We start from the raw sequence: 26,961 nt of genomic DNA, 5'->3' as shown, positions 1-26,961 counted from the left end.
ATACTATTTTACTTTTTTATTTCGTAGCGTACACCTTATGCAACACTTCTGTTAAGAAATATTAATGTATTTTTCATAATTTATCTAAAATTAAAATTAACTTATTGATATATATTCAAATAAATTTTTATCACCACAAAATAACTGGTTGTTTTATAACCATATGTGCGAAATTTCTCATAACCATGTAAGCGAAAGCTTATACCGATACTTTCTTAGATAACTATAATTTTTTAAATACACCAATATCTCGATAACCCATTATTTCATTGAGTTTAAAATATATAGCCATGATAATTTTAAACGACAATACCAACATAAAGGCTTACTTTAGAACATGGTGTATGACCGACTCCCCACCTTTGAGATGAGGCCCTTAAAGGTGGGGTTTTCATATGGCATGAATAGAGAAAAACTATGAATCTGATTAAGAATTTATTTATGTTTAGTATTTCAGTAGTCGTTATTTCATTGGTTATAATCTTATTTGATAAATTTGGAATGAATAAAAACTTTAACTTATTCTTTTCCGCCTTCTTATATTCAACCTTTATTACCATGTACTTCAAAAAATTACTGGTTAGTCTACTATGCTTTTTTGCATTTTACTCGATGCTATTCCTACTAAGTAATTCTCTGGAAGTATTTCTAATGTTTTTAACTTCAATATCAACACTCATTTTAATCAAAACACTCACACCAAAATTAAAGAATGATCTCAGGATCTCTACTTATAAAACAGACACTTTTTAACGACTACCCCCCTACAGCAAGATTTATTCTTATTTCACATAAAACATAATAATTAGAAAAATCAATAAGGGCATCAAAATAAACGACCAACTTTTCAAGTTGGTCGTTTATAGATTATTTTAAATATTAAGCTAACTTTTGATATGGCTCATACTGTAAATCAGCTATTTGTTTATCCCAGAATTGTTGCCATAAATCACAATACTCGAAACAAATTTTGGTAATAAACTCATAATCATCTTCTGTACAAGCTTGAGCTAACACAAACCATAAATCATCTTCGTGATCATCATCAGCTGCTTCAGCAGTAGCATCGTGTGAAACACCATGCACATAGTAATAACCACTATCAACATCGATACCAATTGAATGAGTAGCTTGACGTAACGCTGGACTAAATAAAATCACTTCTTCTTCAGCAACAGCTAAAAGTGCCGAAACAGCTTTATAATCCTCAAAAGAGCTTTCTAAATAAGCTCGTACTTTATCTGCTATATTTGAAGCTCGGTATGCATTACGCTCAACCTCACCAACTCCAAAATCATTGAGTACATCTTCAAATAAAGGATAATGAGCATATTCTGGATTTCCAGTGTAATATCCCTCCTGGTCTAAGCCTGGACGAAAACCAAATTCATCTAAAATATTTAAACTCAATAAAAACCGAGGAAACATCTTCGCCCCCGATTCTAAACGTGGTTCTAGTTGTCTAGTTTGAAACTGTGCCATAAGTAAAGCATCGGTAAAAACTTGTACAATCGCTTGTCGATATTCTAAATGAATTTTTAGTAATGATACTTTATCAATGACACCATCATTCAGCATTTGAATAGCGGGATGTCTAGATACAGGATGATTTGATATATCCAACCTCAAACTATTGAGAAATTTAATATTTTTTTTGTCAAACTTCCGTAGAAACGCTGTTTTTCATTCCATTCAAAGCATTTTTTCTTGGATCATTAAAGTTTTCAAATTTTTTAACCATGGTCTATTCCTTTTCTGTTGGTATTATTACTATCCTATTTGCCTTCAGTTTAGCCTTTTATTCACTTATACATGCTATTTACTGATGTTACCCGAAAGCGTTTTTTATTGGACACATAGGAATATAAATTTATTTTTAATTAAAATCAATTTTAAAAAGTCTAAAAATTTAATTCCACTGAATAATAAGCAAATGTTTTACTATTTAGATGAAAAGTACAATATTGTTAATTTTTAATTAACAACCTATTAAAAAAGACTTGAATAAGACAAGCAAAATATTATAGATTATAAAAACAGAATATTTATAATATTTTTTGCTGCTTGCGACGGGAGATGATAATTTTAGCGTATAATTCAAAAATCGCCAAAAAGGAACTAACCAGATGGCTGCCATTGATGTCATAGCTTTGCTATTTAGGTTATAAATTTTTTAAAGGATAATAAAATATGTCAAAAAAAGAAGATATTCTTGAAACAGCATTAGATTTGTTCAATCGTTTCACATATAGTTCGATAGGGGTAGATCGGATTATTCTTGAATCTGGGGTAGCAAAGATGACCTTCTACAAATATTTTCCGTCAAAAGAAAAACTGATTGAAGCGTGTTTAGTGAGACGAAATGAAAGTATTCAAAGCGCTATTTTAACTGAACTTTCCTTATATAGAGAAAATGATTATTTAGGAAAAATAAAGGCAATCTATACTTGGTATCTAAACTGGTTTAAATCAGAAGATTTTCACGGATGCATGTTTCAAAAAGCAACAGTTGAAGTTCTTCAACAGTACCCCTCCATTATTAATCCGATTGAAAACTATCGAGTATGGCTACACGACTTATCTGAAGAACTCTTTTTGAAAATTAATGTTACTCAACCTCAAATTTTATCTTCTATGTTTATCAATATTTTAGATGGTATGACAGTTTACGCTAATATGAATGATAACTATGAAAAAATTGAACAGTCTTGGGAATACATAGAAAGACTTATAATGCTAGATCAAGCTGACTCAAAACTATCATTTGCTAGTTAAAAACAATAGTTTAATATTGATTGGCCATGCAGAATATTGAAATAAAATAGCGGCAAGTTTTATATTTGCTGTCAAACAAATATAACGTGACAACTCTGTATTGAAGAGCGTTAGTTCATTTGTAATTAGTGTTTCGTTCACCGCATGCTTGGCGCTATATGATTAAAATTAGTTAAATCTAGAAAATGATTGTTTCTAAGAGCTTAGTGTCTTTCGGCATTTGGGAAGGTACAATCACCTCAAAGCTACAGTTTTTAACCGCGTCTTATGCTAATTTATTGAGTAGTGAAACCTATAATCACTTTGGATAAAAATGTTGTGTTTATTATGAAAAAATAAGGATGTATGTATGAACCCGTTCCAATTTCAAACTGTTCCCAACATCATCGCGGGACTAGGTTCGATACAAGAACTTAAACAAGTGCTTACTCAGCAGAATTATCATAAAGCATTAATCGTGACCGATGCAGGCATGATTCAACATCAATTACATCTGCCGATTTTAGAAATTTTAAACCAAATCAGACTTAAACATATTGTTTATGCAGATATTCAAGCAGATCCACCTGAACATGTTGTGCTCGAAGCTGTTGATTTCGCGAAGCAAGAACAGGTCGACGTGATTATTGGCTTTGGCGGTGGCAGCTCCATGGATGTAGCCAAAATCATTGCTTTACTGGCTCATCCTGAACAGCAACAAAATCTTAGTGAAATTTATGGTGTCAATCAGGCCAAAGCACCTCGTTTAGCCCTGATACTGATTCCAACCACAGCAGGAACAGGCTCAGAAGTCACCCCTATTTCAATCGTGACCACTGGTGCTACGACAAAAATGGGCGTGGTCTCTCCGGTTCTATATGCAGATGTGGCCATTTTAGATGCTACCTTCACCCAAGGCTTACCAGCACATATTACTGCTGCAACAGGCATAGATGCTATGGTTCATGCGATAGAAGCCTATACGTCCAATCTCAAAAAGAATTTTTATGCAGATATGCTGGCTAAAAATGCTTTAAAACTACTCAACCATAATTTAGCCAAAGTCCTCAAAGATGGAGCTGATCTTGAAGCAAGACAGAATATGCTGGTGGGTTCAATGTTGGCAGGTCAGGCTTTTGCCAATGCACCCGTTGGTGCCGTGCATGCACTTGCATATCCATTAGGAGGACATTTTCACCTTTCGCATGGACATACCAATGCCTTGGTGCTGGTTGAGGTTTTAAAATTTAACGCGCCAAAGGCTAAACAGCATTATGCCGAGCTCATGCAACTCTTAGATCCACGCAGTACAGGCTGTACCGATGGCTTATGTGACCTGTTCATTGATCATATGCAAAACCATCTGGATCACAGTGGTTTAACACTAAAATTAAAAGATTTGAATATTGCCGAGGCCAAACTACCACAGCTGGCCAAAGATGCGATGTTACAAACCAGACTCTTGCAAAACAATCCAAGAGAAATGACGGAACAGGATGCTTTACACATTTATCAGGCGATTTATGCATGACCAAACCCGTATTAAAAACACGAGAACAATTTAAATTCTTTCTGCCGATTCAAACCCGTTGGGCAGACAACGACCTCTATGGCCATGTAAATAACGTCACTTACTATAGTTATTTTGATACTGCTGCAAATACACTGCTGATCCAGCAAACCGGTTTCGATATTCATCGCAGTGAAAGCATTGGTCTGGTTGTTGACTCAGCCTGTAGTTTCTTTCAAGAACTGTCTTTTCCCGAAATGATTGAAGTCGGCGTTGCAATTGGAAAAATTGGTAATTCATCACTACGGTATGAACTGGCAATTTTTAAACACGGCCAACAACAAGCAGCAGCACAAGGTCATTTTGTGCATGTGTTTGTAGATCGTGAAACTCGAAAAAGCATCCCCATTCCTGAGCGTATGCGGGAAGTTTTAACCCATTTTATGTAAAAGTATGGGGCAAAAAGAAAATGCATCATTCTTTTTGCCCGAACAATCGTTTACATCATAGCAGGATCGCTAAATGAATCCTCACCGGTTTCAACTCGCCCTGCAAAACGTCGGTAGTAACTCACATCACTTTGACATGTCACTTCAAAGTCATACCAATATCCGACTTCTGCCAATGCCCAATGCTGTTTCGCTACTTGTCCCGCTTTTACGCTCACCTGCAAAGGCGCATCGGTGCGATAGGCACAGGGTTTTAGTGTAAAGAGCGCATCTTTAGTTCCATGATTCATCAACTCTGCATAAACATCCCCATTGGCGATGTCATAACACACCCGAATCTCGGGTTGAACACCACTATCGACAATACGCTGTAGATCACCTTTAAAATGGCGATGGTAACCATTTGGTCCGAGTACCCATAAATCATAACGCCCTAAATTATCTTTCAAGGCATCCCAAACATCCTCTAAAGTTTTGTTCGGTTCCACAATATAGCGTTGAGGAACACGGTTTAGATTCAATTTGTCGTATACATGGAATACTGCCGCCTGTGTACCGGTATTCGCAAAAATTAACTGTACCTTACCATCGGTCTGACATTTTGCACTGGTATGTAATTCATAAGGTAAGGCACGCGAAAAACGTATCCCGCTTTGCTGAATCGGCGTTTTAATCTCACTTGGCACAGGTACAGCCGGCAAAGCCTCCTGACGTGTTCTTAAATTATCCGCATCTAAACGTGTTTGTTGCCCGTTTAATGAGGGTACGCTATCTGCATTTGGATTTTTGAAATTAAAAGCACTGGTGAGATCACCACAGACAGCACGGCGGTATGGACTAATATTGGGTTCTTTTACCCCAAAACGCTGCTCCAGGAACATCAACACCGAGGTATGGTCAAATACTTGTGAGTTCACCCAACCGCCACGGCTCCAAGGCGAAATCACATATAACGGAACACGTGGTCCGGGTCCGTATACACGACCATCTGGTAGCGGTTGCGAGCGACTCCCCTCTGGTGCAGGGTGATTAAAATATTCATCTTGCATATCAGCCGTACTGAGTGTCGACTTACCGGCATATTGACCATTTGCAAGCCGTGATGGCGCAGATGGTGACGGCACATGATCAAAATAGCCATCATTTTCATCAAAATTAATCAATAAAGCGGTTTTACTCCATACTTCTGGCACAGCCGTTAACGCATTCATAATTTCCTGAATAAACCATGCTCCTTGTACAGGACTTGATGGATCAGGATGTTCGCAATAAATGGATGGCGCATTAATCCAAGAAACTTGTGGTAATTTACCTTCTCGAATATCTCGTTTAAATGCATCCAGATATTCTTCCGGTTTATTCCCCGGCAAAGTATTGGCAATGCCTTTATATAATGGATTTTTTGCATTATCCGTTGCGCGATCATAGGCTTTATAGGGTAATTTCTGTCCTGTATCGGCATAGGGCTTATTGGGTTCACCGCCACTTGAAACAGGATAACCTGATGCTATATTTGCCTTTCGGAAGGATCGGAATGCCCCCAGCATATTATCACCCCACTCATCGGGCATGTTTTGATAACACATCCAACTGATACCCGCTTCTTCCAAGCGTTCTGCATAGGTCTTCCAGCTATAACCACGATCTGCGGTAGCTGGATTGCCATCAATCCAGTCCCATTCATTATTAACAAATGACCTTTTGGTGGGTGTTGCGCCATTTGTCCCAGTCAAATGAAATGAACGGTTCGCATCGGTACCTGTATGCATTGAACAATGGTAAGCATCACAAAGGGTAAAGGCATTGGCAAGAGCAAACTGATATGGAAGTTCTTGCTCTTTAAAATATCCCATTGAAATATCAGTCTTATAGGTCGGCCAGCTGCCCATTCGGCCATTGTCCCATGCCTGTTGACTGTCATTCCAGGTATGCGGTGTGCCACTTGCACGTTGTGCATTATTGGTACTACCGTCTAAATGGAAGGGGGTTAAAACCTGCCCATTGCGTCTCAACTGCTCCCACACACGGCGGCCATTTGCCAAAGGAATGGTAAAACGATCGGCAAAACCACGAACACCTTTTAATGTTCCAAAGTAATGGTCAAAGGAGCGGTTTTCCTGCATTAAAATCACAACATGTTCAACATCTTGAATGCTACCAGTCAGATTGTTTGCAGGAATCGCGAGTGCTTTTTGGATGCTGGATGGGAAAGCTGTCAATGCCGCAGCACCGACACCCATATTGAGAGAATAGTTTAAAAATTTACGGCGTGTAATCATGATTAAAGTCTTCTTATTGTTGTTTTATGGAGCACAGCGCATAACAGGCTTTTTTCCTGTTTCTGATGTGGTTGAATGATCATTTGCCGAATCATTGCAGCCACTCAGCAAAATGACACTCATTAACAAAAAATGCGAATATTTAAAGAAAACGACGCCTGCGCCCTGCCTGTTCATTGCGATGTCCAATCCATTCTGAAACCAAGATGACTAACATAGAAAAGTACAATGACAGGGACGTGACCCAAATCTTTCAATTTAATGAAAAGATCGGGGTCTTATTATTCTAATGATGACCTGCAGCAGCCACCAATCACACATTTAAGGCTTTAATTGAACGTTTTGAAGTTCAGCATCAAAGCTATCCACCAAACTTTTAATGGTCGGCTCTTGATGAAGTAATTCAACTGCACGGCTAAACGCACGTTCTTTACGTTCATTTTGCATCACTAACGGCGTATTTGAATCAACGACAGCGTATTGCACACTAAACTGCGTTTGCGGCCATTGCGCTTTTAATGCATCCTCTAAACCATGCTGTAATTGCGACAACATACCTTCGTATTCCTGCGGAATCTGGAAGGTTGAAGCGCCATTAATTTGTCCCTGCATAATGCCATGCTGCGCCAACTCTTGAACCGCAGGCGATAACTGACTGGTTCTAAACCAAAACTCCCATTTTGCTAAATCCCAATCACCTTCTAAAACTTGCTCAGCTAACTTTAGAATATCCTGCGGCATAAGATGACTTTGCTCAGCCATGCCCTCCGCTGCAACTACTGCCTTTTCAAGTACAGGCTGAATGATCGGCTCTTCAGCCGTTTGAACAGAAAGCTCAGGCTCGACAACATGACGAGCTTCAAGCTTCGGGCTTTCCACTACAACTTGTACCGCTGCATCTGGTTCAACAGGGAAAATTAAAACATCATCACTTTCTGTAAGCATTGATTGAGTTAAATGCTGCTCTGCAGATGCTTCCAATCCAATCAATTGCCCCGCTTCTGCATCGAATACCATCAGACTGCTCTCCTGATTTTCTGTCGCAGGTTCAGGTTCAGGTTGAACATGACCCACTTCTGCCTGAACTGCAAGCTGATTGTCTTGACTTAAATTCTGTACTGGTTCAGCGACAACAGCGGCTGCAATCTGGGTTACGGGTGTTGCGCTGACCACCGTTACCTCATGCCTGCTGATTGGTCTAAATGCGAGTAACCGCAAGACCGTCATTTCAAAGCCTTGCTCTTGTGTCACCGCAAGCTGTAACTCAGCACGCCCTTTGCAGGCAATTTGATAATAAAGCTGTAAATCCTGAGCCGAAACCAGCTTGGAAAGCTGTATAATTTTCTGATTAATTTCCTCACTATATTTCAGTGCAAGATCAGGTAAATACTGCAATAAAGCCAATTCATGTAAAGTCGAAACCAGTTGATCCAGAACCAAAGACACATCTAAAGCTTGCTGTCTAAACTGTAGCAATAACTGACTGACTCGAGCCTGCTGATTTTGATGAATCGCTAAAATCAGGTCATAAATAATGGTTCGGTCAATTAAACCCAACATGTCTTTGACATCTTGATGATGGACAGCGCCTTGACCATAAGCAATCGCCTGGTCAGTTAACGATAACGCATCACGCAATGAACCTTGTGCAGATTCAGCAATTTGCCAAATGGCATCTTGATCGGCCTCAATCTGTTCTTTATTTAAAATTGCAGCCAAATGTTCAGTAATTTCATCGACAGCCAAAGGACGCAAGGTAAATTGCAAACAGCGCGAGATCACGGTAATTGGAAGTTTTTGAGGATCTGTTGTTGCAAATAGGAATTTGACGTGTTCGGGCGGCTCTTCCAATGTTTTCAATAACGCATTAAAAGAATGCGTTGAAAGCATATGCACTTCATCGATCAGATAAACTTTGAAACGGCCTTGCGTCGGTGCATAAGGCACATTGTCAAGTAACTCGCGGGTATCTTCAACTTTGGTTCGCGATGCTGCATCGATCTCGATCAAGTCGATAAAACGGCCTTCATTTACTGCCTTACAGGTTGTACAGACTTCACATGGCGTCGAAGTAACCCCAGTCTCACAGTTTAAACACTTGGCCAAAATACGGGCAATCGTGGTTTTCCCGACACCACGCGTTCCTGTAAACAAGTAGGCATGATGCAAACGCCCACGTTCCAATGCGCTGGTTAAAGCACGAGAAACATGGTTTTGCCCCACTAACTCATTGAAATTACGTGGACGGTATTTTCTTGCCAGTACTTGATACATGTATGCTCCTTTTTGCATGTTAAGCATACTGTTTTTTTGAAAGACTGTGAACGAATCCGCTGCTAATTGATCAAGATTAAGTACATTCTATGACTTTTCATGCGGATTTCATCACATTCACACAGGACTTGCGTCAATATTCAACTCAAGGGACAATATGCGCCAATTTAAATGTTGTTGGTTTCATTTCCCATGTCTCAATCTTTAGCGGTACTCGGCGGCATTACCGCAGAACAATTTCTTACGGAATACTGGCAGAAAAAACCCTTGCTAGTTCGTAATGCAATGCCTGAAATTATCGGTTTATTAGAACCAGAAGATGTTCAAGAGCTGGCACTTGAAGAAGATGTCACCGCCCGCTTAATTCGTCAAAAAAATAAAAATCCAAATGAATGGCATGTTAAATCATCGCCTTTAACCAAAGGCGACTTCCAAAAACTGCCTAATCTCTGGACACTTTTAGTTCAGGCAGTGGATCACTACTCTTTCGATATCGCTGAACTTTGGAAGAAATTTCCCTTTATTCCTCAATGGCGTCGCGATGACATCATGGTGTCTTATGCACCTCAAGGCGGTTCTGTCGGTAAACACTTTGATTTTTATGATGTGTTTCTGGTACAAGGACACGGTCACCGTCGTTGGCAATTAGGTCAAATGTGTGATGAATCGACTCAATTTTTACCAGATCAACCCTTAAAACTGTTAGCTGAACTGGATATACAGTTTGATGAAGTACTTGCCCCTGGTGACCTTCTATATGTCCCCCCAGGCCTGGCACATTACGGCGTTGCAGAAGATGATTGCTTAACTTTCTCTTTCGGTTTCCGCATGCCAAATCTTTCAGAAATGATTGATCAGGTCAGTGACAAATTTGCGGAAAATACTTCTCTCAAAAATCCATTGGCTGATATTGCGCGCCAGCAAACTGCAAATCTTGGGGAAATTAACAGTACCGAGTTTTCATATTTAAAAACTCAGTTACTGGATTATCTCACGCAAGCGCCTGAGTTCGATGCGGCAATCATGGCGTATATGAGCGAAGCAAGCTACCCCAACAACATTCCAGAACCAGAAGAAGTTAATGTGAATGATGTTGCCGAGGTGATTGGCGCGGATTATCAAATCATTCTAGAGCCAGCTTCTCGATTACTTTATAGAAAACAAGGTGAATCTTTAGAGTTTTGGGCAAATGGCGATACCATTTGCATTTCTGAAACATTCGCCCCTTACCTTAAGCAAATAGCAGATGGCGAAAGCTTGATGCTTGATCAACGTTTTCATGCAGCAGAGATTTTAGAAGATATCACCCTACTGCTCAATAGCGCAGTTGTGATGCTCTTGCCACCAAACTAAGGCTCTAAGCTATTTCAATGATGCCAAGGCCGTTTCATTTTCAGCCTTGGCATCGTTTCACGATAATGCGAACAAAAAATAAACCCATACTTTTTTTAATGATTACATTTTAATGCTTGAATAAGAAAAAAAATTTAATAGACTAAAGCGAAGTCATTATAAAAACATTCGATATAAATCACTTTTATATAACAGCAAGGAGTCCGACTTGTGTTTAAAAAAATATTGTGTCTTTCCATTCTTAGCTCATCACTGATCTTACAAACCAGTCATGCCTGTACTCGTGCCGTTTATTTAGGCAATAACAACCACATCATTACAGCGCGTTCAATGGACTGGAAAGTTGATGTCGGGACCAATTTATGGATTTTTCCAAGTGGCGTGATGAGAGACAGTAATGCTGGGCCAAAATCACTAAAATGGAAAGCCAAATATGGCAGTGTTATCGCAACAGGTTATGATATCTCAACCACCGATGGCATGAATGAAGCGGGACTTGTTGCAAACGTATTATGGCTGGTCGAGTCACAATATCCAGACACCAAAAAATCGAATAAACCGCAACTCAGCATTTCTGCTTGGGCACAATATGTACTCGATAACTATGCAACGGTTTCCGAAGCAGTCAATGCATTGGAAAAAGAACCATTTGATCTAATTACCGATAGTGTTCCTGGTGAACAGCGTTTAGCAACATTACATTTATCTATTTCTGATAAAACTGGTGATAGTGCAATTATTGAATATATAGGCGGTAAACAGGTAATTCATCACAACAAAAAATACCAAGTCATGACTAACTCCCCAACCTTTGATCAACAACTTGCACTAAATACTTACTGGCAACAAATTGGTGGAACCGTGATGCTACCAGGCACTAATCGTGCTGCGGATCGATTTGCGCGCGCGTCATTTTATATGAATGCAATTCCGAAAAATGACAACCCTAAAGATGCTTTAGCTTCAGTCTTTAGTGTGATCCGTAATGCATCTGTTCCCTATGGTTTAAATACGGCAGAAGAACCTAATATTTCCTCTACACGCTGGAGAACAGTTGCGGATCATAAGCAGCAACTTTATTTCTTTGAATCCGCTGTTTCGCCAAATGTATTTTGGGTAGATTTAAAGAAAATTAACTTTAAAGATGGTTTAACACGTAAACTTGATCTTGGCAAAGATCAACAGAATACTTTTGCTGGCGATGCAACCGATCAATTTAAAGTCTCAAAACCATTTGAATTTCTTGGTCCACAGTTACATCATTGACACCGAAATATTGAATACATTCTAGAGAGTTAAAAGATGAAAAAAACTTTAAGTTTATTGAGCCTTTGTATTGTTATGAACGGTTGTTCGACCTTACCTGACACTTCTACAACATCAACAGGTCATTTAGCCACAGCAGGTTCATTAAACTGCAAAACAAATGAACTCTGCCCGAATGTTTTTGTTGAATGGGACTACCAACACAAACAACAGTTAAGCGTAGAGACGGTGCTTAACAGCAGCTATGATTACTATGACATCAAAGGAATTACCTTCTTCATTGATGGTAAAGCGTTTACATATCAGCCTGTTGGCCCTACACAACAAAAGAACATCAACAGACTCATTCCGCGACGCTCATCAAATCGTTTTATTCTTCCAAGTACATTCCTGTTAGAACTTAAAAAAGCACAGAATGTCGAACTTTCAATTGAAACAGATAAAGGCAATATTAAACATTCCGTCTATACACCTACCCAATCATCAACACTCTATCAAAACTTCGCTAAACTTATAGCTAGTTTACCTACACATCAGAAATAAATCGAAAAACAGAAATTATATGATTAAAGTCAGTTATTTATTTTAACTATAACTAACTGACTTTTTATATAGTAAACATATTCAAAATAAATACAGGAGTAAATTTCCAACCATTCAAACATACATAAGTTTACAAAGAAAAGTACATTCAATATAGCTTCAGCTATTCATTCAAAATAAGTATCAAAATCTGTTTTCCTTTGAAAACAATTATATGAATAATCTCAAATTAACCACATACAAATTAGACTAATCGTTTATCGTATTTTAAGATTCCTCTAATAGTTATTTTCTATAGTGAAATCATATTATTTTCAGCCGTGTCACTTGAAAATGCGGACTAAAGAATCATTTAAATAAATAATGTTATTTTTCCCTATGATATTTTTAAAATACCATGTAAAATGCCTGCCAAAATTGCATGATGAAATGCAACATGATGCTCTTGGCGATGGGCGAACTCGAGGCGTTGTATGTCAAAAAAAGAAGATATTATTACCACTGCATTAAGACTTTTTAATTCGCATAGCTATAACTCGATCGGCGTAGATCGAATCATTAGCGAATCAGGCGTTGCAAAAATGACTTTCTACAAATACTTCCCCTCAAAGGAAAAGTTAATTGAAGAATGTCTTGTGCAACGTAACATCAATCTCCAAACGTCTTTAAATGCAACTTTGGCAGAATGTGATCAAGATGATTACCTTAGCCAACTTAAAGCAATCTTTGGATGGTACGCAGCCTGGTTTAATAGCGAAGACTTTAATGGCAGTATGTTTCAGAAAGCACTTGAAGAAGTCATCAAGATTTATCCTTCTACCTTGCAACCTGCAACCCAGTACAAAATTTGGTTAACAGCCTTAATCGAAAATTTACTCAAGAATCTGGACATTCGTCATCCAACCCATCTCGCAACATTGATAGTTAGTATTTTAGATGGTATGACCATTCAAGCGCATGTGAACAGACACTCTGTTCAAATGGATGAATATTGGAAACGTGTCGAGCACCTGATTAATTTCGAAAAAGCACTGGTATAGATCTAGAATATCCCTTTAAAATGAAGGGATATTTTTATATATCGCAAAGAAAGAAGATAGAAATAATTGAAAAAAATAAAGCGTGATTTATAATTATTATTGTGTCTCACGCTTGCGTCTGAGTGTAAAAAGAATAATAAATATTATTACCCTCTGGCGGTTGCACTTTCGTACTTCCGATCCTTCTTATGCAGACAGATCGTTCTGTCTTGCTTCTCATTATATATAGTTTTATCTAAAGTACAATCTTTTTTTAAACTTTTTTATATTCATTAATTATATTAATCACTTAATTTTATTATTTAGTTTTTTTAAAAAACTTTGAGCTATTTCCTGTATTTTTATTTCCCAATAGATAGAAATCCACCCAAAAAGTGAAAATGCGAAATAAATCACAATATACAGTACAAAAAACTAAATAATTGACACATGGAGGCGCATTTATCACTTTTACTTATATGCTTTTTCATTAAAAACCATTGCAATTATTCAGTTTTACTACAATTTTTCCTATCACTGACTTTATACTAGCCACGGCTGTAACCAAGTGAGTATATGCATGCAAAAGGATTTCGAGATAGAAGCAATGAGAGAGTCTGCTGGTACAATTGTAACTGTACTAAAATCTCTAGCTAATACTGATCGCTTAATTATTTTGTGTCATTTAGCCAAACAAGAACTAAATGTTTCACAGATAGAAGAATTAACCCAGATATTTCAACCGACCCTTTCGCAACAATTAATGATGTTAAGAAAAAGTCATATTGTTTCTACTCGGCGTGATGGCAAACAAATTTTCTACTCAATTCTTGATCCAAAACTGAAAATTGTATTGAACACCTTGTATGAACATTACTGCCCCCACCAATAACTTGTCAGTTAAATAGAAACATACCGCACTTAGCATTTTTTATGCATAATATATATTAATTTATGATTTAGAATATTGTGCATGAAATTGTTCAACCTTGGCTTATCTAAATTATTTCCTGCGCGAAAATGGCTAAGTTCTTATCGGTTTTCAAGTTTTAAGTCTGATCTAATTGCAGCTGCTATCGTTTTGGCCATGCTGGTTCCTCAAGGTATGGCTTATGCAATGCTGGCAGGATTACCGCCTGCCATGGGAATATATGCCAGTATATTGCCAATGATTGTTTATGCTTTTACAGGCAGCAGCACAACACTCTCAATAGGTCCTGTCGCCATTATTTCGATGATGGTTTTTGCTGCACTTGATCCGCTATTTAGCGCAGGATCAACCGCCTATATCGAAGTCGCTTATCTACTGGCCTTATTAATCGGAGTTATCTCTCTGGTTTTAGGTCTATTACGTTTCGGTTTCCTGATTCAACTGATTAGTCATCCCGTTATTCAGAGTTTTATCATTGCTTCTGCCTTATTAATTGCCTTAGGGCAGCTTAAATTTTTGCTCAACATCCCCTTACAAGCAGGCAATATTCCTGAGTTTATCGTTAGCCTTTCTCAGAATATTGATCAAATTACATTGATGGGTGTCAGCTTTGGGCTTCTTTCAGTTCTGTTACTCTTTATTCTTCCGAAATTAATTGCATCAGATTTTCTGAACAAAATATTGCCCTTAGTCATCGTTCTGGTCTCGATTGCTGTCATTACCTTTATGGGAAATGCGCAGTATAACATTCAGACTGTTGGTCTTATTCCAGCGGGTTTACCCAATTTCCATTTTCCTACATGGAATACTCAATTAGTGCTACAGCTGTTACCTAGCGCTTTCATGATCGCCATGATTAGCTTTGTTGAATCACTGGCAATTGCGCAAGCAACAGCGTTACAAAAACGTGATGATTTAGATAGCAACCAAGAACTTATCGCCCTTGGTTTTGCCAATATCGCCGCAGGTATTAATTCAGGCTTTGCAGTTTCTGGCAGCTTATCACGTACGGTTGTCAATGCAGATGCTGGCGCAAAAACCCCCATGTCTGGGATAATTTCTTCATTATTAATGATTGCAGTAAGTCTCTACTTTACCAGTTTCTTCGAAAATCTTCCGCTCGCTGTTTTAGCAGCAACAATTTTTGTTTCAATCTGGAAATTGATTCGTCTCACTCCTTTTATTGAAACCTGGAAATATTCAAAGGCAGATGGAATTGCAATGTGGGTTACCTTCTTCGGTGTAACGTGCTTGGATATTTCAACTGGACTCATCATTGGAGTCGTTTTAACCTTTGTACTGCTGCTTTGGCGAATCAGTCGTCCACATATCGCAGTAATTGGTTTAATCGAGGGAACTCAGCACTTTAGAAACATATCAAATTACAATGTAATTACAACAAAAGCGATTGTTTCTTTTCGTGTTGACGAAAATCTCAGTTTTTTGAATGCCCACGTGTTAAAAGGTTATGTAATTACCGAAGTAAGTCAAAACCCTCTCTTACAGCATGTTGTCATTAACTGCTCAAGTATTAGCAATATTGATCTCAGCGCATTAGAAATGTTAGAAGATCTTAATCGCGAGTTGGATCAATTGAATATTCAGATGCATTTATCTGAAGTGAAAAGTCCTGTTATGGATCGACTGTCTAAATCAAGACTTAAAAATGATCTTACAGGACAGATATTTTTATCACATTATCAAGCAATACAAACACTTTCCCCTGAAATGCTTGTAGAATGATCGACTTTTATTGGGTTATTTTTATACAAAAGGATGTGTCATGTTTTCATAATTTTTTTTTAAAAACATTGTGTTAATTTTTTCGGGATTTTTAAAGTAATTGAATTGCAAAAAAAATTTTATTATTCACGGTTCTTAGGTATAGAATACCGCGCTTGTTTAACCTTAAACCGTGCATAGGTTTATAAGGCCTTTATATGTTTAATGTACTGTCTCGCTTGAGCTTAGTAAGCAAAATTATTATCGCTATTTTTCTAGGGATTGGCGTCGCTCTGCTCTTTCCTAACTTTACACCCTATTTAAGTCTATTGGGTGAATTATTCATTAAAGCATTAAAGTCTGTTGCACCAATTCTAGTCTTTGTTTTAGTTCTATCTTCAATTGCAAACTTTCAAATTGGTCAAAGCTCAAAGATTAAACCTGTGCTTTTCCTTTACCTGATTGGTATGTTACTTGCCGCATTTAGTGCAGTAGCAGCGAGCATTATGTTTCCTAGCCAGCTGTTTTTGCATTTACCTGCAGAAAGTGGACTTCAGCCACCAGGTAGTCTTGCAGAAATTTTAAAGAATCTTCTTTTAAGTTTTATTGCAAACCCTGTACAGGCAATTAGTGAAGCGAACTTTATCGGTATTTTAGCTTGGGCGATTGGTCTTGGTTTAGCTTTACGTCATAGCTCTGATACAACCAAGCAGGTAATGACTGATGTCGCCGACGCTGTAAACAAGATTATTCATACCGTTATTGGTTTTGCCCCAATTGGTATTTTTGGTCTAGTTGCAGTTACCTTTGCCAGTGCAGGTTTAGCAACACTCACCAGCTATGCACATCTATTGGCAGTACTGATCGGAACAATGTTATTCGTTGCATTGGTAATTAATCCCATTTTAGTGGGGATCACCATGAAAGCGAATCCTTATCCCTTGGTCTTCACTTGCTTAAACGAAAGCGGCATCACGGCCTTCTTTACTCGCAGTTCAGCAGCCAACATTCCGGTAAATCTGGACTTGGCGCAACGTTTGGGGGTTAATGAAGCAACGGCTAGTGTTTCTATCCCGCTCGGTGCGACGATTAATATGGCCGGTGCAGCCGTTACCATTACCGTACTGACTCTCGCTGCTGTACATACGCTTGGTATTCCAGTTGATTTAAGTACCATGATCATCTTATCAGTTGTAGCTGCTGTTTCAGCATGCGGCGCATCGGGTGTGGCCGGTGGATCTTTATTGTTGATCCCTGTCGCTTGTAGCCTGTTTGGTATATCATCTGAGATTGCCATGCAGATTGTTGCCATTGGTATGATTATCAGCGTACTGCAAGACTCAACAGAAACTGCCTTAAACTCATCAACGGATGTCTTGTTTACCGCAGCAGTTGACTTCAGAGACCATCCAAGATCATAGGTTGATATGCCACTTCAACGTTTACCCAACTGGATTCAACTTGGTGCTTTCTTACTTGCACTGAATGCAGGGATGGTAAACGTTTTAGGCTTATTTACCGTCCTACACCAATCCGTTTCACATATGACAGGCAATGTCAGTATGCTTGCAATGAGTTTACTTGACTGGCAACCTGAGCATTTTATTTATCTCAGTCTTGTCATCCTTTGTTTTGTCATCGGTTCTTTTTATAGTGGTCTGATACTCGGCAACGGTAATGTTACATTTGGACGACGTTATGGCCTGCCGCTTAGCTTAGTTGCAATCTTTCTGTTTCTTACTTGGTTATTACTGCCCTATTTCCCTCGCTATGGTCTCTTATGGGCCTGTGCCGCCATGGGAGTGCAAAATGCAATGGTGAGCCACTATAGAGGTGCAATTATTCGTACAACGCACTTATCTGGTGTCCTCACTGATATTGGTTTAGCACTGGGTTATAAAGCACGCGGCTTGAACGTAGAAAAACGGCGTATTTTTCTGCATTTATTGATCTTTATCGGTTTTTTATGCGGTGGAATTATTGCGAGTGTGCTTTATCCTTATTTAAACTTACAGACCTTTCTCATTCCAGCTGGATTAAGCTTAGCCATGAGTCTAGCCTACTGGTTTTTCTATTTTCGTTCTTCATCAAACTCAAATTTGGATTGAATTATGGTTAAAAATGCATTGCAAGCTCAACTGTTAAAAGCAGGCTTGGTTGACAATAAAAAAGCAAAAAAATTAACCAAGCAAGCACAACATGAACAGCGCCTTGGCCAAAATGATGACGCTGTCCTAAAAGCAGAAATTGACCGCGCCAAGCAAGAAAAGTTGGCAAAAGACCAAGCCCTGAATTTAGAAAAACAGAATATTTTGGAAGAGAAAGCTTTAAAAGCTTCGATCATTCAAATGATCAAACATCACAAAATCAAGGAAACAGAAGGTGATGTAACCTACCAATTTATTGATGAAGGCAAAATCAAAAAAGTTTACCTTTCGCAACAGGTTTATAATGCACTGGTTGCAGGCTCTCTTGTTATCGCCAAAGATCAGGGTAGCTACGCCTATCTACCTAAAGCTCTTGCAGACAAAATTGATCAAAAAATGCAGGGTTTTATCTTGGTGAATAACAATACTGAGCATAATGATCAAACCACAGATGAAGAAGATCCATATGCAGCTTATGTCATTCCTGATGATTTGATGTGGTAAACCTCCAAACCATTATGTAAAAACGCCTTTACAAATCGTATATAAACTGTGATCAAGTTAATATAAAACCTCATTACACCTTACAATTCCTGCTCAAAGAATTTATAAGGTGTTTTGGGTTTGGATTATTTAAAGTATTTGCGTAGTGAGTTGAGCCATTATCCATGGCTAGAAACAGCGATTGCATTGATCATTTTGATTTTGTTTGCTGCACTTGCGAACTTTATCGCTAAAAGAATTATCGTCCGTGGTATTCGCCATTTAATTACAAAATTTAAATCTCCAAATCAATCGATTTTCGCACAGCATAGCGTCACTCAACGTTTTGCAAATATCGTTCCTGCGATTGTCATCATGAATGGCATTACGACGATTCCGCATCTACCAGAGAAATTCATTAGCTTTGTACAAATGGGCGCACAGGCCTTCATTTTCCTGACACTTGCACTTACTGTTAGTGAAGCATTGAATATCTTTAACTTAATTTATCAACGCAATCCAAAATCTAAGAATAAGCCGATTAAGGGCTATTTACAGCTCGTTAAGCTTATTTTGTTTGTGGTTTGCGGCCTGATGATTTTGGGAACCTTCTTGAAAAAAGATGTGTTTACCCTACTGGCAGGTTTTGGTGCGATGGCTGCTGTGTTGATGTTGGTCTTCCAAAATACCATTCTTTCATTGGTTGCCAGTGTGCAAATTGCCTCGTATGACATGGTACGCATTGGTGACTGGATCGAAATGCCATCCTTGAATGCAGATGGCGATGTCATTGATATGTCATTACATACAGTGACTGTACAAAACTTTGATAAGACCTTTACAACAATCCCAACCAACAAGCTCGTAACTGATACCTTTAGAAACTGGCGTGGGATGAGCAGCTCAGGTTGCCGCCGTATCAAACGTTCACTCTTTCTAGATCAAAGTAGTGTTCACTTTATGAGTGAGCAAGAGCAACAAAAGCTGAAAGACTTTTTGCTCTTAGACCAATATCTCGATGCAAAAAAATCGGAGATTGCAGAGTTCAACAATCACCTTAGCAACCAGTCTCAATACAACCAGCGTCGTTTAACCAATTTGGGCACGTTCCGGGCTTATGTTGAATTCTACTTACGTCAACATCAAGGCATTGCTCAAAACCAAACCATTCTGGTTCGTCAAATGCAGCCAACCAGCGAAGGCTTACCTTTAGAAATCTATGCCTTTACCAATACCATTGCATGGGCGTCTTATGAAGCAATTCAATCTGATATTTTTGATCACTTAATTGCAATTATTCCTGAGTTTGGTCTAAGAATTTATCAAGCGCCTTCTGGTCATGACTTGCAAATGCTCTCAGGGCAAGCAATTGTGAGCAAATAATTTAGCTGATAAAAAAGGCCTGATTAAAGGCCTTTTTTATCAGTCTGCAAACACAGCAATCAGCAGTTTACCAAGCACATCATGTAATCGAGATTTCTTTTATCATTTTCTGGCCTTTGCGCAAAATCTCGAACTTAATCGTACCTTTATTTAAATAGTTTGAGATATCTACAAAGTTACTCACATCTCTTACAACGATATCATTAATTTTTAAAATAATATCATCTGCCAAGATTTCGCCAAAAGCAGGTGATTTCTTCGATATGACCTTAACCTTAACCCCTTCTAAATTACCCGTTCTAGATTTATCTAGATCCGATAAATCTATAGGATAAATCCCTGTAATTGACTCAAATCTATAAAAATAACTCACCGTATATTCTTTCTGCGGTTGATAAATGGGCGCTGATTGACTTAAAGAACTACTCACATTATTAGATGTATTTACACTACCAAATCCATTATTGTCTGTCTGATTCTGAGGTCCCCGAGGAGCTGGCGTTAAAAAACTATAATATCCAATTGATTCTGTTGATTGGGTATTACTAAACAGTACAATCTGCGCTCCAAGTGAGTCTGCTCGTTTTTCTAATTCATGAACAATATAGTCATAGCCCTTAGTACTATCCCTACCATTAAACTTTTGTGACTTAATCGGGACAAAGCCCTCCTCTAATAGCTGTATTGTTGAAACATCAAATTCGTCCGTCTTCAGGACTTGGGCTTTAACAAATCTAGACTTATCGGCCTTTTTAAAAAGAGAAATCGGTATATAAATATTCGCTGATAATGTGGTACTAAAAGGAAGTGCAATTACGCTGAACAAAATAACTGCAATTAAATTTAAATGTTTCATATTCAAATCACTTTTATTTTTATACATAAACTAACAGAAAACTTAAATAAAATCTTCAATCAAATCAGGTAGTCGTTTAGAAAGTTATTTTTATAAAGTAGTGAAACTAGACGCTGTACGTCTGCTTTTACTTTCATCAAGCAGCGTCCATTAATTTCAATAGAAAGTTTAATGATTAATTTCAAAATATTTCTTGCACCCTTCCATCCACGCCTGTGAGACTGGTGGTTGATCTGGATGTTCTGTATTCGCCAATTCACAATCAACAGCATTTTTTAATTGATTGTCGATTGGAAAGGAATACCCATAATAAGCGTCACTATTCTTGCTAAAACCACCTGTTTGCTTGTAATCCCAATATAGATAGCTGATCAAAGTGAATGTTAATCCTAGCAGGATCAGTAACCACCTTCTTAAACTCATTTTTTTGCTCTATGATGTTTTTTTACATTATAGGCATTTTTATTCAACATTTTAGGAATATGTTTTCTTTATAAGTGATGAAGTAAGCTCACAAAGAACTCCAAGCATTGCTCAGCACAACAAGAATAAGTTCAAAATACAATATAAAAGCCCCAGTCAAATCTGGGGCTTTTATATGATCTTTAGCTCAGTCCCATTCGAGCTGGAACTGGATATTGGTATTGGTAAAATTAGGGTTAAGAAATACCCGATAACCAGCTGTTTTTAATTCATTCACAACAATATCTGCGTCTTCGCTACTGACTTCATGTTTTGAAAATTGCTGTAAGGCATCTCGATCACCATCACTGGCTCTTAATTTAATCGTACTGGAAATTTTTGAGAGAATTTTATCTACTGTTAACTTTTTAACATTTGCATTGGAAATTGCAGTCGCTCGTGATGCTGGTAACAAAATGTCTTCGTTCACCGTATTCCGCCTGTGATATCAGAATAAGAAAAAAATTATAATAGGTTCTATTTCCTGTTTTTCAAGTCAATCAAGTCAACTAAACGACAGATTTTGGCGCACAGTTTAATATTCCCAACTTTTTCATGATTTAAGCGGTCTTAGACCTTGTTGATTATTTTTGAAAATAGATGGAGAAGCACGCCTCCTCCATCACGAATCACTTACACATGATATCTAACTTCTCGGCATAGTATTCTGTCGAGACTTTAAGATCAGCCATTAACTTCTCTCTGGTATAGTCTTTCGGCGCAAGCTTTAACAATGCTGGAACATACTTTGACTCATATAATTTCGGATAGTCTTTACACAGTACCTTCGTTTTTTCCTCTTTAGGCGTATCTGGATTATCCAAAATGTCCATATACTCTGAAATCTTATTGTCTATAACTTCAAAGCTTTCTTGTGCTTGCTCGTTCTTGACTTCTGGCTGTTTATTACACCCCACAAATAAGATTGAGACTAAGCCGAGGAGTAGAATTTTGGTTTTCATAAAAATCATTTGAATTTTTAAAGCAGATCAAGGCAGTGTATCTCAATTTTTCTATTTATTAATGAAGATTTATTTTACATTACTTTCTTTTTCTTAACATTTGTAATTAAGACTTAGCTTTATCTACATATGTCCGATGCTATGAAACTCTCGCTTTAAGGTTCTAATAAACACTAAAAAGGCTTTGAATTACAAAGCCTTTTCGCTACAGAGAATTACAAGTAAATCTCAGGTGGATACGGCGTATCATCATTAATTGGTGTATACAGGGTATTTTCAACAAAAAAACCATTTGGGGCTTGTACAATGTCAATCGTCACAGAATCCTGCATCACCTGCGGATAGGCCCAAATAAATTGTTTCATCAAACCCAAAGCATTATTATTTTGCATATCCCCAAACACACGCTGCCAAATTGGAGTTCGATAAGCTTTTGTCTTATCAAATCCATAAAGATGTGCAATCGATGAATCAGGAACAAATCCTGCTAAATAAGCCACTTTATCCACGGGATAGTGCAAGTCCAATGTCGGAATCTCGGAAACTGCCTGATGTGCCAAACCTAAACGGGCTTCCAAAATCCAGTCATAAGCTTCGGTCATAATGTAGTCAAAATTCGGATATGAATAGTGTTCACTTGGATAGTTAATATCTGTTGCCAAAGTTTCAATTGGTGTCCGAATGGTTGGGAAGAAAATCAACGGACAAACTTTCGCTTGCGGATATTTAGTCTTAATCACAGTTCGGATGTCTCGACAGGTTTGCCCCAACTTGTTTCTTAACCAGGCTTTAAATTCATCATACGGTGTTCCGGTTTTATGAACCGCATCATAAATCGTTCCCAAATCTGGTGCATACAATCCCGTGTCTGCATTAAATGCCAGTTTGGTTGGGTAATCATAGACACAAGGAAGATCTGTACCTTGGTTATACCACCACCAAGGCTCACCAATTTGCATATTGACTGGACACCCGCCAACAGCCATGGTGTCCGCAAACTCGATAAATGCTTTGTGTAAATAAGCAAGCGCATTCTGATCACAAGGACTAAAGAAATAACTTGGTGGTTCATAACCAGTCCGCCCCAGATTACTGTTCCAGTCGCGTTGTGCCCAAAACTCTTTTGCCCCCAATGAATACATCTCAAAACTCACCCCAAACACAGGTTGCATGCCTGCGCTGTGTAATGCTTGTGCGAAATGTTCATGCCACTTACGTGTACATGGGTTCACAACAGCTTGATTGGTGACTAAGGTATCAGGGATTTGCCATTTGTTGATCGTCGTATCCCAATACAATTCTGGATATTTAGACATCCCGCAGTAATGATTGATCAATCCGTGATAGCCTAAAGCCGCCATATTATCAACCAGTCGCTGAGGATTAAGATCATAATGATCATCATAACTGGTGCAGATACCATAATCATGTAAAGGTACAGAAACTCGGCTTAAACTCAATTTAGCGTTCGGACCCGTCGTGACTGAATTTGTAATACGGATATAGCCATCTTCAGGTTGTAACAGAGGCAGTGTTGAATGGCCGTTATAGCTTAAGGTAAAGCCAGACAAAGAAATTCGCTGGATATTGCTTACAGGAAATGAATCAGTTGCTGAAAAACCAGCCTTGACCGTATCCCAATTAATATGGATATGTGCAGATCGAGAAGCGGGTTGATTTGCATAATTGAACAACACAACATATGCAACCTTATCTACACCATCTTCATGATAATAAACGGTTAAAGTCGGTGTTAAGGTTTCATTATTTAATGCAGGCATGGATGCAGATAATTCAATATCAAAATCCCAAACGGTACCGCTATAGTCGTATTTGGTCTCATAAGCCAGAAGCTTATGGTCTTTTACATCGTAAGAATCCCAACTGATACCTGCAAGGTCTGTTGTGGTACGTGACCTAAAAGCAGCCTCAAAACCATTTGCATAATTGGTAATCGCAAACGACATAGTTTGGGGCCCATCGATACGCCAGTACTTTGGACTAAAACGATCAATAGTTGAAGTTTCAACATTCAAAGCAGGAGATGTTTTTAAATTTTTTTGTTTATATTCAAAATTATTTGTCATTTGTTAATGCTCTAATTAATCATTGAGCTTTTATCTTAAGTCATCACAAATTTTTAACTGTTTAGGTAAGTAAGCATTGATTAAAACTCAACCAATTTTATCGCCTTTATGTAAAATCACTCGAAAAAATGAATAAAAAAAGACTTATCTACAGATAAGTCTTTAAGATTCATGCTATTGAATGCTTAGAAGTTATAACGAATACCCACTTTATAAGTTAACCCATCCATATCCAAAATATCAGATGCCGTACCATCACAAAAATAGCCAGTACAAACATCTTTAAAGTTTTCGATATAAAGCCATTTATAGCCCAAACCTACGTAAGCCGCGATATTGGGTTGAAAATAATGCCCCATTTCCAATTCAACAGGCAAAGTAACATAACGCAGCTTAACGTTATAATTATCAGCCTTGAGCCAAGCGTACCCAACACCAATACTTGCATTCGCATAAGTATTGTTTTGATTATAAAATTTATATCCGCCCTTTACATTCAGCTCAGTACTCTTCCAATCAGCGTTTTTTTGGTAATTCACACCAAAAGTTGTATTGAATACATCTAAAGCCGTAAAAGTTAGGCCAGTACCGAAACCATTTAATGTTTCATGGCCATCAACCTCATCAGATTTCAATCGCGACCCAGAATATTCTGCAAATACAGAAGTCTGAAGTTCACCTTTAATTTGACTATGATCATCTTGTGTTGATGATTGAATTGTACGCTCCCCTAAAGTTTTCGGCACCCCATAATTAATCTGTAAAGGTGTATCTGCCCAGCCATTTATCGCCAATAAATACATAGTGAGTGCAATAGCACCAACCCCAATTTTTTTCATTCGAATACCTATTTTTATTTAAATATAAGAGCTTAGAGAGTAGTTTATTTTTAATCTTTAAAAAATAATTTTTTATATAAATACACGAAATAAAAAATAAAAACCGATATTCGGTGCGATTCAGCACATATTATTACTGAACATCACAAATCATAATTCCAACTTTTTTTAAGCCCCAAAATGCTCAAAATCTACAAAGAAAATAAGCATTTAAATTGGGAAGAACGGCCTCATCAATATCCTTTAAGCAAAACGTCGCTCCTGTTGTTGTGCTGTGTAAATTTCTTTATGCAAAACATTAGACAGCCAATTTACGAAAGTTGTTTTGTTCTTAAATAGGGGTGTATTAAATAAATTAATATTTAATGTAGAATTATTAAAATTCTGTATTGTATAAGCACCGCCCCCCAAAGGAATGAGATGAGTATGTTGATAATTCATTGCTTTAAGTGCACCTTGCAAAAACAGTGCTTTTACTTGTATCTCGCTGTTTTTACTTGAATGATAGCTTTGGGATTGTATAAATAATTCATATTCTCGATCTAAATTTCGAACTAATTCAGATATAACCACATCACGCTCCTTTTTTATTGGTGCTATTTTTATACCATATAAAAGAAAAAAGCCTATCGTTTGATAAGCTTTTATACAATTTAAATAAAAACTAACTAAATGCTCAACTCATCGTCTTTAGCAACAATGATGGAACTAAGTATTGGCACAGCCAGAATAACAGGAACCGCAATAATCCATAAATCAGTGGTTAACTTACTTGAAAAAAAGAAATGAATGATTACTGCAGCTAAAGCCAATACAGCGAACAGAACCGCCATAAATCGAATTGCAAACTTGAGAAGCATTTTTTGACCCTACAAGATTCAAGTATCCATATTCAGTATACGCCTACTGCTTAAGCGATAGTACCCTCTTTTTTCTTCTTTATAAAAACCGCCAATCTTAGAGGCTACACGCCAAAGAAAAAGAACGATTATGCAATTCTATATCACTAAAAATAGCATCCAGCCCATGGTATTAAACCTGTTCTCAACACAAATTGTACCTAACTGAAAAGTATCTTGCTTGCTATTTAAATCTGGATTATTCCCATGAAAGCAATTACATCATTCAGCATGGAAATTGTGTTTTCTTCAACTCACTCTTAAGCGCAGAATAATTCTTTTGCGCTTCTTCTTGTGTGAATTTAAATTCATTCTTCTCCATGATACTTTCAGCAGCTTCTTGCATATACCCCTGATAATCTGAATAACGATCAATAATTAACTTATGCAAATTAACTTTACTTTTTTCGACCAAACACTCTTTTTGCTTCGCTTCCAGTTGTTCATTACTTGACTTTTCTTTTCCTCGCAAAGCATATTCAAATTGGATTTGATCATCAATCGATTTAAAATAAACCTCAGACAAACTAACATAATCATCCTTAAAATTCTGAGCATCCACCGTGCAAGACATAATAAACAAAAGCATAAACATAACTGTAGATATTATTTTCATCATCATTTCTATATATATTAATTTTCTATCCATTATAACACCAAAAAGAACAAAAAATCACCTTCCACATAACCCAACAATTTAACAAATTAAAAATAAATGTTAAGACAAACTAAATAAATTTTAA

Annotated in this window: 25 protein-coding genes and 1 pseudogene; 14 read left to right on the top strand and 12 right to left on the bottom strand. The window is 37.6% G+C overall.

The window, feature by feature from the left end; translation table 11 throughout:
• The first annotated feature begins 417 nt into the window (after window positions 1-417).
• Complete coding sequence (locus tag Aba26S_RS21295; protein WP_005241165.1) at window positions 418-753, top strand: hypothetical protein; 336 nt, start codon at window positions 418-420, stop codon at window positions 751-753.
• A 126-nt stretch (window positions 754-879) separates the two neighbouring features.
• Here Aba26S_RS21295 and Aba26S_RS01405 read toward each other — a convergent pair.
• A pseudogene (locus Aba26S_RS01405) lies at window positions 880-1,741 on the bottom strand (hypothetical protein).
• Between the two features lie 449 nt (window positions 1,742-2,190).
• On the opposite strand from Aba26S_RS01405, the gene Aba26S_RS01400 reads away from it, so the two are divergent.
• The 3 genes from Aba26S_RS01400 to Aba26S_RS01390 all read left to right on the top strand — a co-directional run bounded on the left by Aba26S_RS01400 (window position 2,191) and on the right by Aba26S_RS01390 (window position 4,713).
• A complete protein-coding gene (locus Aba26S_RS01400; protein WP_005241161.1) occupies window positions 2,191-2,775 on the top strand; it encodes a TetR/AcrR family transcriptional regulator in 585 nt (194 codons plus the stop codon).
• A 349-nt stretch (window positions 2,776-3,124) separates the two neighbouring features.
• On the top strand, window positions 3,125-4,285 hold the full coding sequence (locus Aba26S_RS01395) for an iron-containing alcohol dehydrogenase (protein ID WP_043969825.1): 1,161 nt from the start codon (window positions 3,125-3,127) through the stop codon (window positions 4,283-4,285).
• Window positions 4,282-4,713 (top strand): thioesterase family protein, encoded by a 432-nt coding sequence (locus Aba26S_RS01390; RefSeq protein WP_043969824.1) that lies wholly within the window; start codon window positions 4,282-4,284, stop codon window positions 4,711-4,713. The genes Aba26S_RS01395 and Aba26S_RS01390 overlap by 4 nt, the downstream gene beginning before the upstream one ends.
• 50 nt (window positions 4,714-4,763) lie before the next feature.
• On the opposite strand, the gene Aba26S_RS01385 is transcribed toward Aba26S_RS01390, so the two are convergent.
• Window positions 4,764-6,992, bottom strand: coding sequence for a phosphocholine-specific phospholipase C (locus tag Aba26S_RS01385; protein WP_043969823.1), 2,229 nt, complete (start codon window positions 6,990-6,992; stop codon window positions 4,764-4,766).
• Between the two features lie 321 nt (window positions 6,993-7,313).
• Window positions 7,314-9,266: a DNA polymerase III subunit gamma/tau gene (gene dnaX, locus Aba26S_RS01380; protein ID WP_043969822.1), complete on the bottom strand. Its 1,953-nt coding sequence runs from the start codon at window positions 9,264-9,266 to the stop codon at window positions 7,314-7,316.
• A 192-nt stretch (window positions 9,267-9,458) separates the two neighbouring features.
• On the opposite strand from dnaX, the gene Aba26S_RS01375 reads away from it, so the two are divergent.
• From Aba26S_RS01375 to Aba26S_RS01330, 10 genes are all read left to right on the top strand, one after another.
• Window positions 9,459-10,619: a cupin domain-containing protein gene (locus tag Aba26S_RS01375; protein ID WP_043969939.1), complete on the top strand. Its 1,161-nt coding sequence runs from the start codon at window positions 9,459-9,461 to the stop codon at window positions 10,617-10,619.
• 222 nt (window positions 10,620-10,841) lie between these two features.
• The gene (locus Aba26S_RS01370) at window positions 10,842-11,885 is read left to right on the top strand and encodes a linear amide C-N hydrolase (RefSeq protein ID WP_370538952.1); all 1,044 of its coding nucleotides are present in this window, start codon (window positions 10,842-10,844) and stop codon (window positions 11,883-11,885) included.
• Window positions 11,886-11,921: 36 nt separating this feature from the next.
• Window positions 11,922-12,428 (top strand): hypothetical protein, encoded by a 507-nt coding sequence (locus Aba26S_RS01365; RefSeq protein ID WP_043969820.1) that lies wholly within the window; start codon window positions 11,922-11,924, stop codon window positions 12,426-12,428.
• A 473-nt stretch (window positions 12,429-12,901) separates the two neighbouring features.
• Window positions 12,902-13,468, top strand: a complete 567-nt coding sequence (locus Aba26S_RS01360; RefSeq protein ID WP_043969819.1) for a TetR/AcrR family transcriptional regulator — start codon at window positions 12,902-12,904, stop codon at window positions 13,466-13,468.
• A 559-nt stretch (window positions 13,469-14,027) separates the two neighbouring features.
• Window positions 14,028-14,339, top strand: coding sequence for a metalloregulator ArsR/SmtB family transcription factor (locus Aba26S_RS01355; RefSeq protein WP_005241140.1), 312 nt, complete (start codon window positions 14,028-14,030; stop codon window positions 14,337-14,339).
• 81 nt (window positions 14,340-14,420) lie between these two features.
• Window positions 14,421-16,121: a SulP family inorganic anion transporter gene (locus tag Aba26S_RS01350; protein WP_043969818.1), complete on the top strand. Its 1,701-nt coding sequence runs from the start codon at window positions 14,421-14,423 to the stop codon at window positions 16,119-16,121.
• Window positions 16,122-16,318: 197 nt separating this feature from the next.
• The gene (gene sstT, locus Aba26S_RS01345) at window positions 16,319-17,521 is read left to right on the top strand and encodes a serine/threonine transporter SstT (RefSeq protein ID WP_043969817.1); all 1,203 of its coding nucleotides are present in this window, start codon (window positions 16,319-16,321) and stop codon (window positions 17,519-17,521) included.
• 6 nt (window positions 17,522-17,527) lie between these two features.
• Window positions 17,528-18,208: a YoaK family protein gene (locus Aba26S_RS01340; RefSeq protein WP_043969816.1), complete on the top strand. Its 681-nt coding sequence runs from the start codon at window positions 17,528-17,530 to the stop codon at window positions 18,206-18,208.
• Between the two features lie 3 nt (window positions 18,209-18,211).
• Window positions 18,212-18,751 carry a DUF2058 domain-containing protein gene (locus tag Aba26S_RS01335; RefSeq protein ID WP_043969815.1) on the top strand — a complete coding sequence of 180 codons (540 nt, stop codon included), beginning with the start codon at window positions 18,212-18,214 and terminating at the stop codon, window positions 18,749-18,751.
• A gap of 120 nt (window positions 18,752-18,871) precedes the next feature.
• Entirely contained in the window at window positions 18,872-20,113 is a 1,242-nt protein-coding gene (locus Aba26S_RS01330; protein WP_043969814.1) for a mechanosensitive ion channel family protein, read from the top strand.
• A gap of 79 nt (window positions 20,114-20,192) precedes the next feature.
• On the opposite strand, the gene Aba26S_RS01325 is transcribed toward Aba26S_RS01330, so the two are convergent.
• The 9 genes from Aba26S_RS01325 to Aba26S_RS01285 all read right to left on the bottom strand — a co-directional run bounded on the left by Aba26S_RS01325 (window position 20,193) and on the right by Aba26S_RS01285 (window position 26,813).
• Window positions 20,193-20,969 (bottom strand): PDZ domain-containing protein, encoded by a 777-nt coding sequence (locus tag Aba26S_RS01325; RefSeq protein ID WP_227541504.1) that lies wholly within the window; start codon window positions 20,967-20,969, stop codon window positions 20,193-20,195.
• A gap of 168 nt (window positions 20,970-21,137) precedes the next feature.
• A complete protein-coding gene (locus Aba26S_RS01320; protein WP_043969812.1) occupies window positions 21,138-21,392 on the bottom strand; it encodes a hypothetical protein in 255 nt (84 codons plus the stop codon).
• Between the two features lie 187 nt (window positions 21,393-21,579).
• Window positions 21,580-21,861, bottom strand: coding sequence for a hypothetical protein (locus tag Aba26S_RS01315; RefSeq protein WP_005241127.1), 282 nt, complete (start codon window positions 21,859-21,861; stop codon window positions 21,580-21,582).
• A gap of 199 nt (window positions 21,862-22,060) precedes the next feature.
• Complete coding sequence (locus Aba26S_RS01310; RefSeq protein WP_032865340.1) at window positions 22,061-22,393, bottom strand: hypothetical protein; 333 nt, start codon at window positions 22,391-22,393, stop codon at window positions 22,061-22,063.
• A gap of 215 nt (window positions 22,394-22,608) precedes the next feature.
• Complete coding sequence (locus Aba26S_RS01305; protein WP_043969811.1) at window positions 22,609-24,480, bottom strand: hypothetical protein; 1,872 nt, start codon at window positions 24,478-24,480, stop codon at window positions 22,609-22,611.
• A 185-nt stretch (window positions 24,481-24,665) separates the two neighbouring features.
• Window positions 24,666-25,319, bottom strand: coding sequence for a hypothetical protein (locus Aba26S_RS01300; protein WP_043969810.1), 654 nt, complete (start codon window positions 25,317-25,319; stop codon window positions 24,666-24,668).
• A gap of 243 nt (window positions 25,320-25,562) precedes the next feature.
• Window positions 25,563-25,892 carry a hypothetical protein gene (locus Aba26S_RS01295; RefSeq protein ID WP_043969809.1) on the bottom strand — a complete coding sequence of 110 codons (330 nt, stop codon included), beginning with the start codon at window positions 25,890-25,892 and terminating at the stop codon, window positions 25,563-25,565.
• 95 nt (window positions 25,893-25,987) lie between these two features.
• Complete coding sequence (locus tag Aba26S_RS01290) at window positions 25,988-26,179, bottom strand: hypothetical protein (protein ID WP_005241116.1); 192 nt, start codon at window positions 26,177-26,179, stop codon at window positions 25,988-25,990.
• 265 nt (window positions 26,180-26,444) lie between these two features.
• A complete protein-coding gene (locus tag Aba26S_RS01285) occupies window positions 26,445-26,813 on the bottom strand; it encodes a hypothetical protein (RefSeq protein WP_005241115.1) in 369 nt (122 codons plus the stop codon).
• Between the last annotated feature and the right edge of the window lie 148 nt (window positions 26,814-26,961).

The sequence above is a fragment of the Acinetobacter sp. NBRC 110496 genome (genome assembly GCF_000876115.1).
In the GTDB taxonomy this organism is placed as follows: Bacteria; Pseudomonadota; Gammaproteobacteria; order Pseudomonadales; family Moraxellaceae; genus Acinetobacter.
This window is presented reverse-complemented; position numbering and strand designations above follow the sequence as displayed.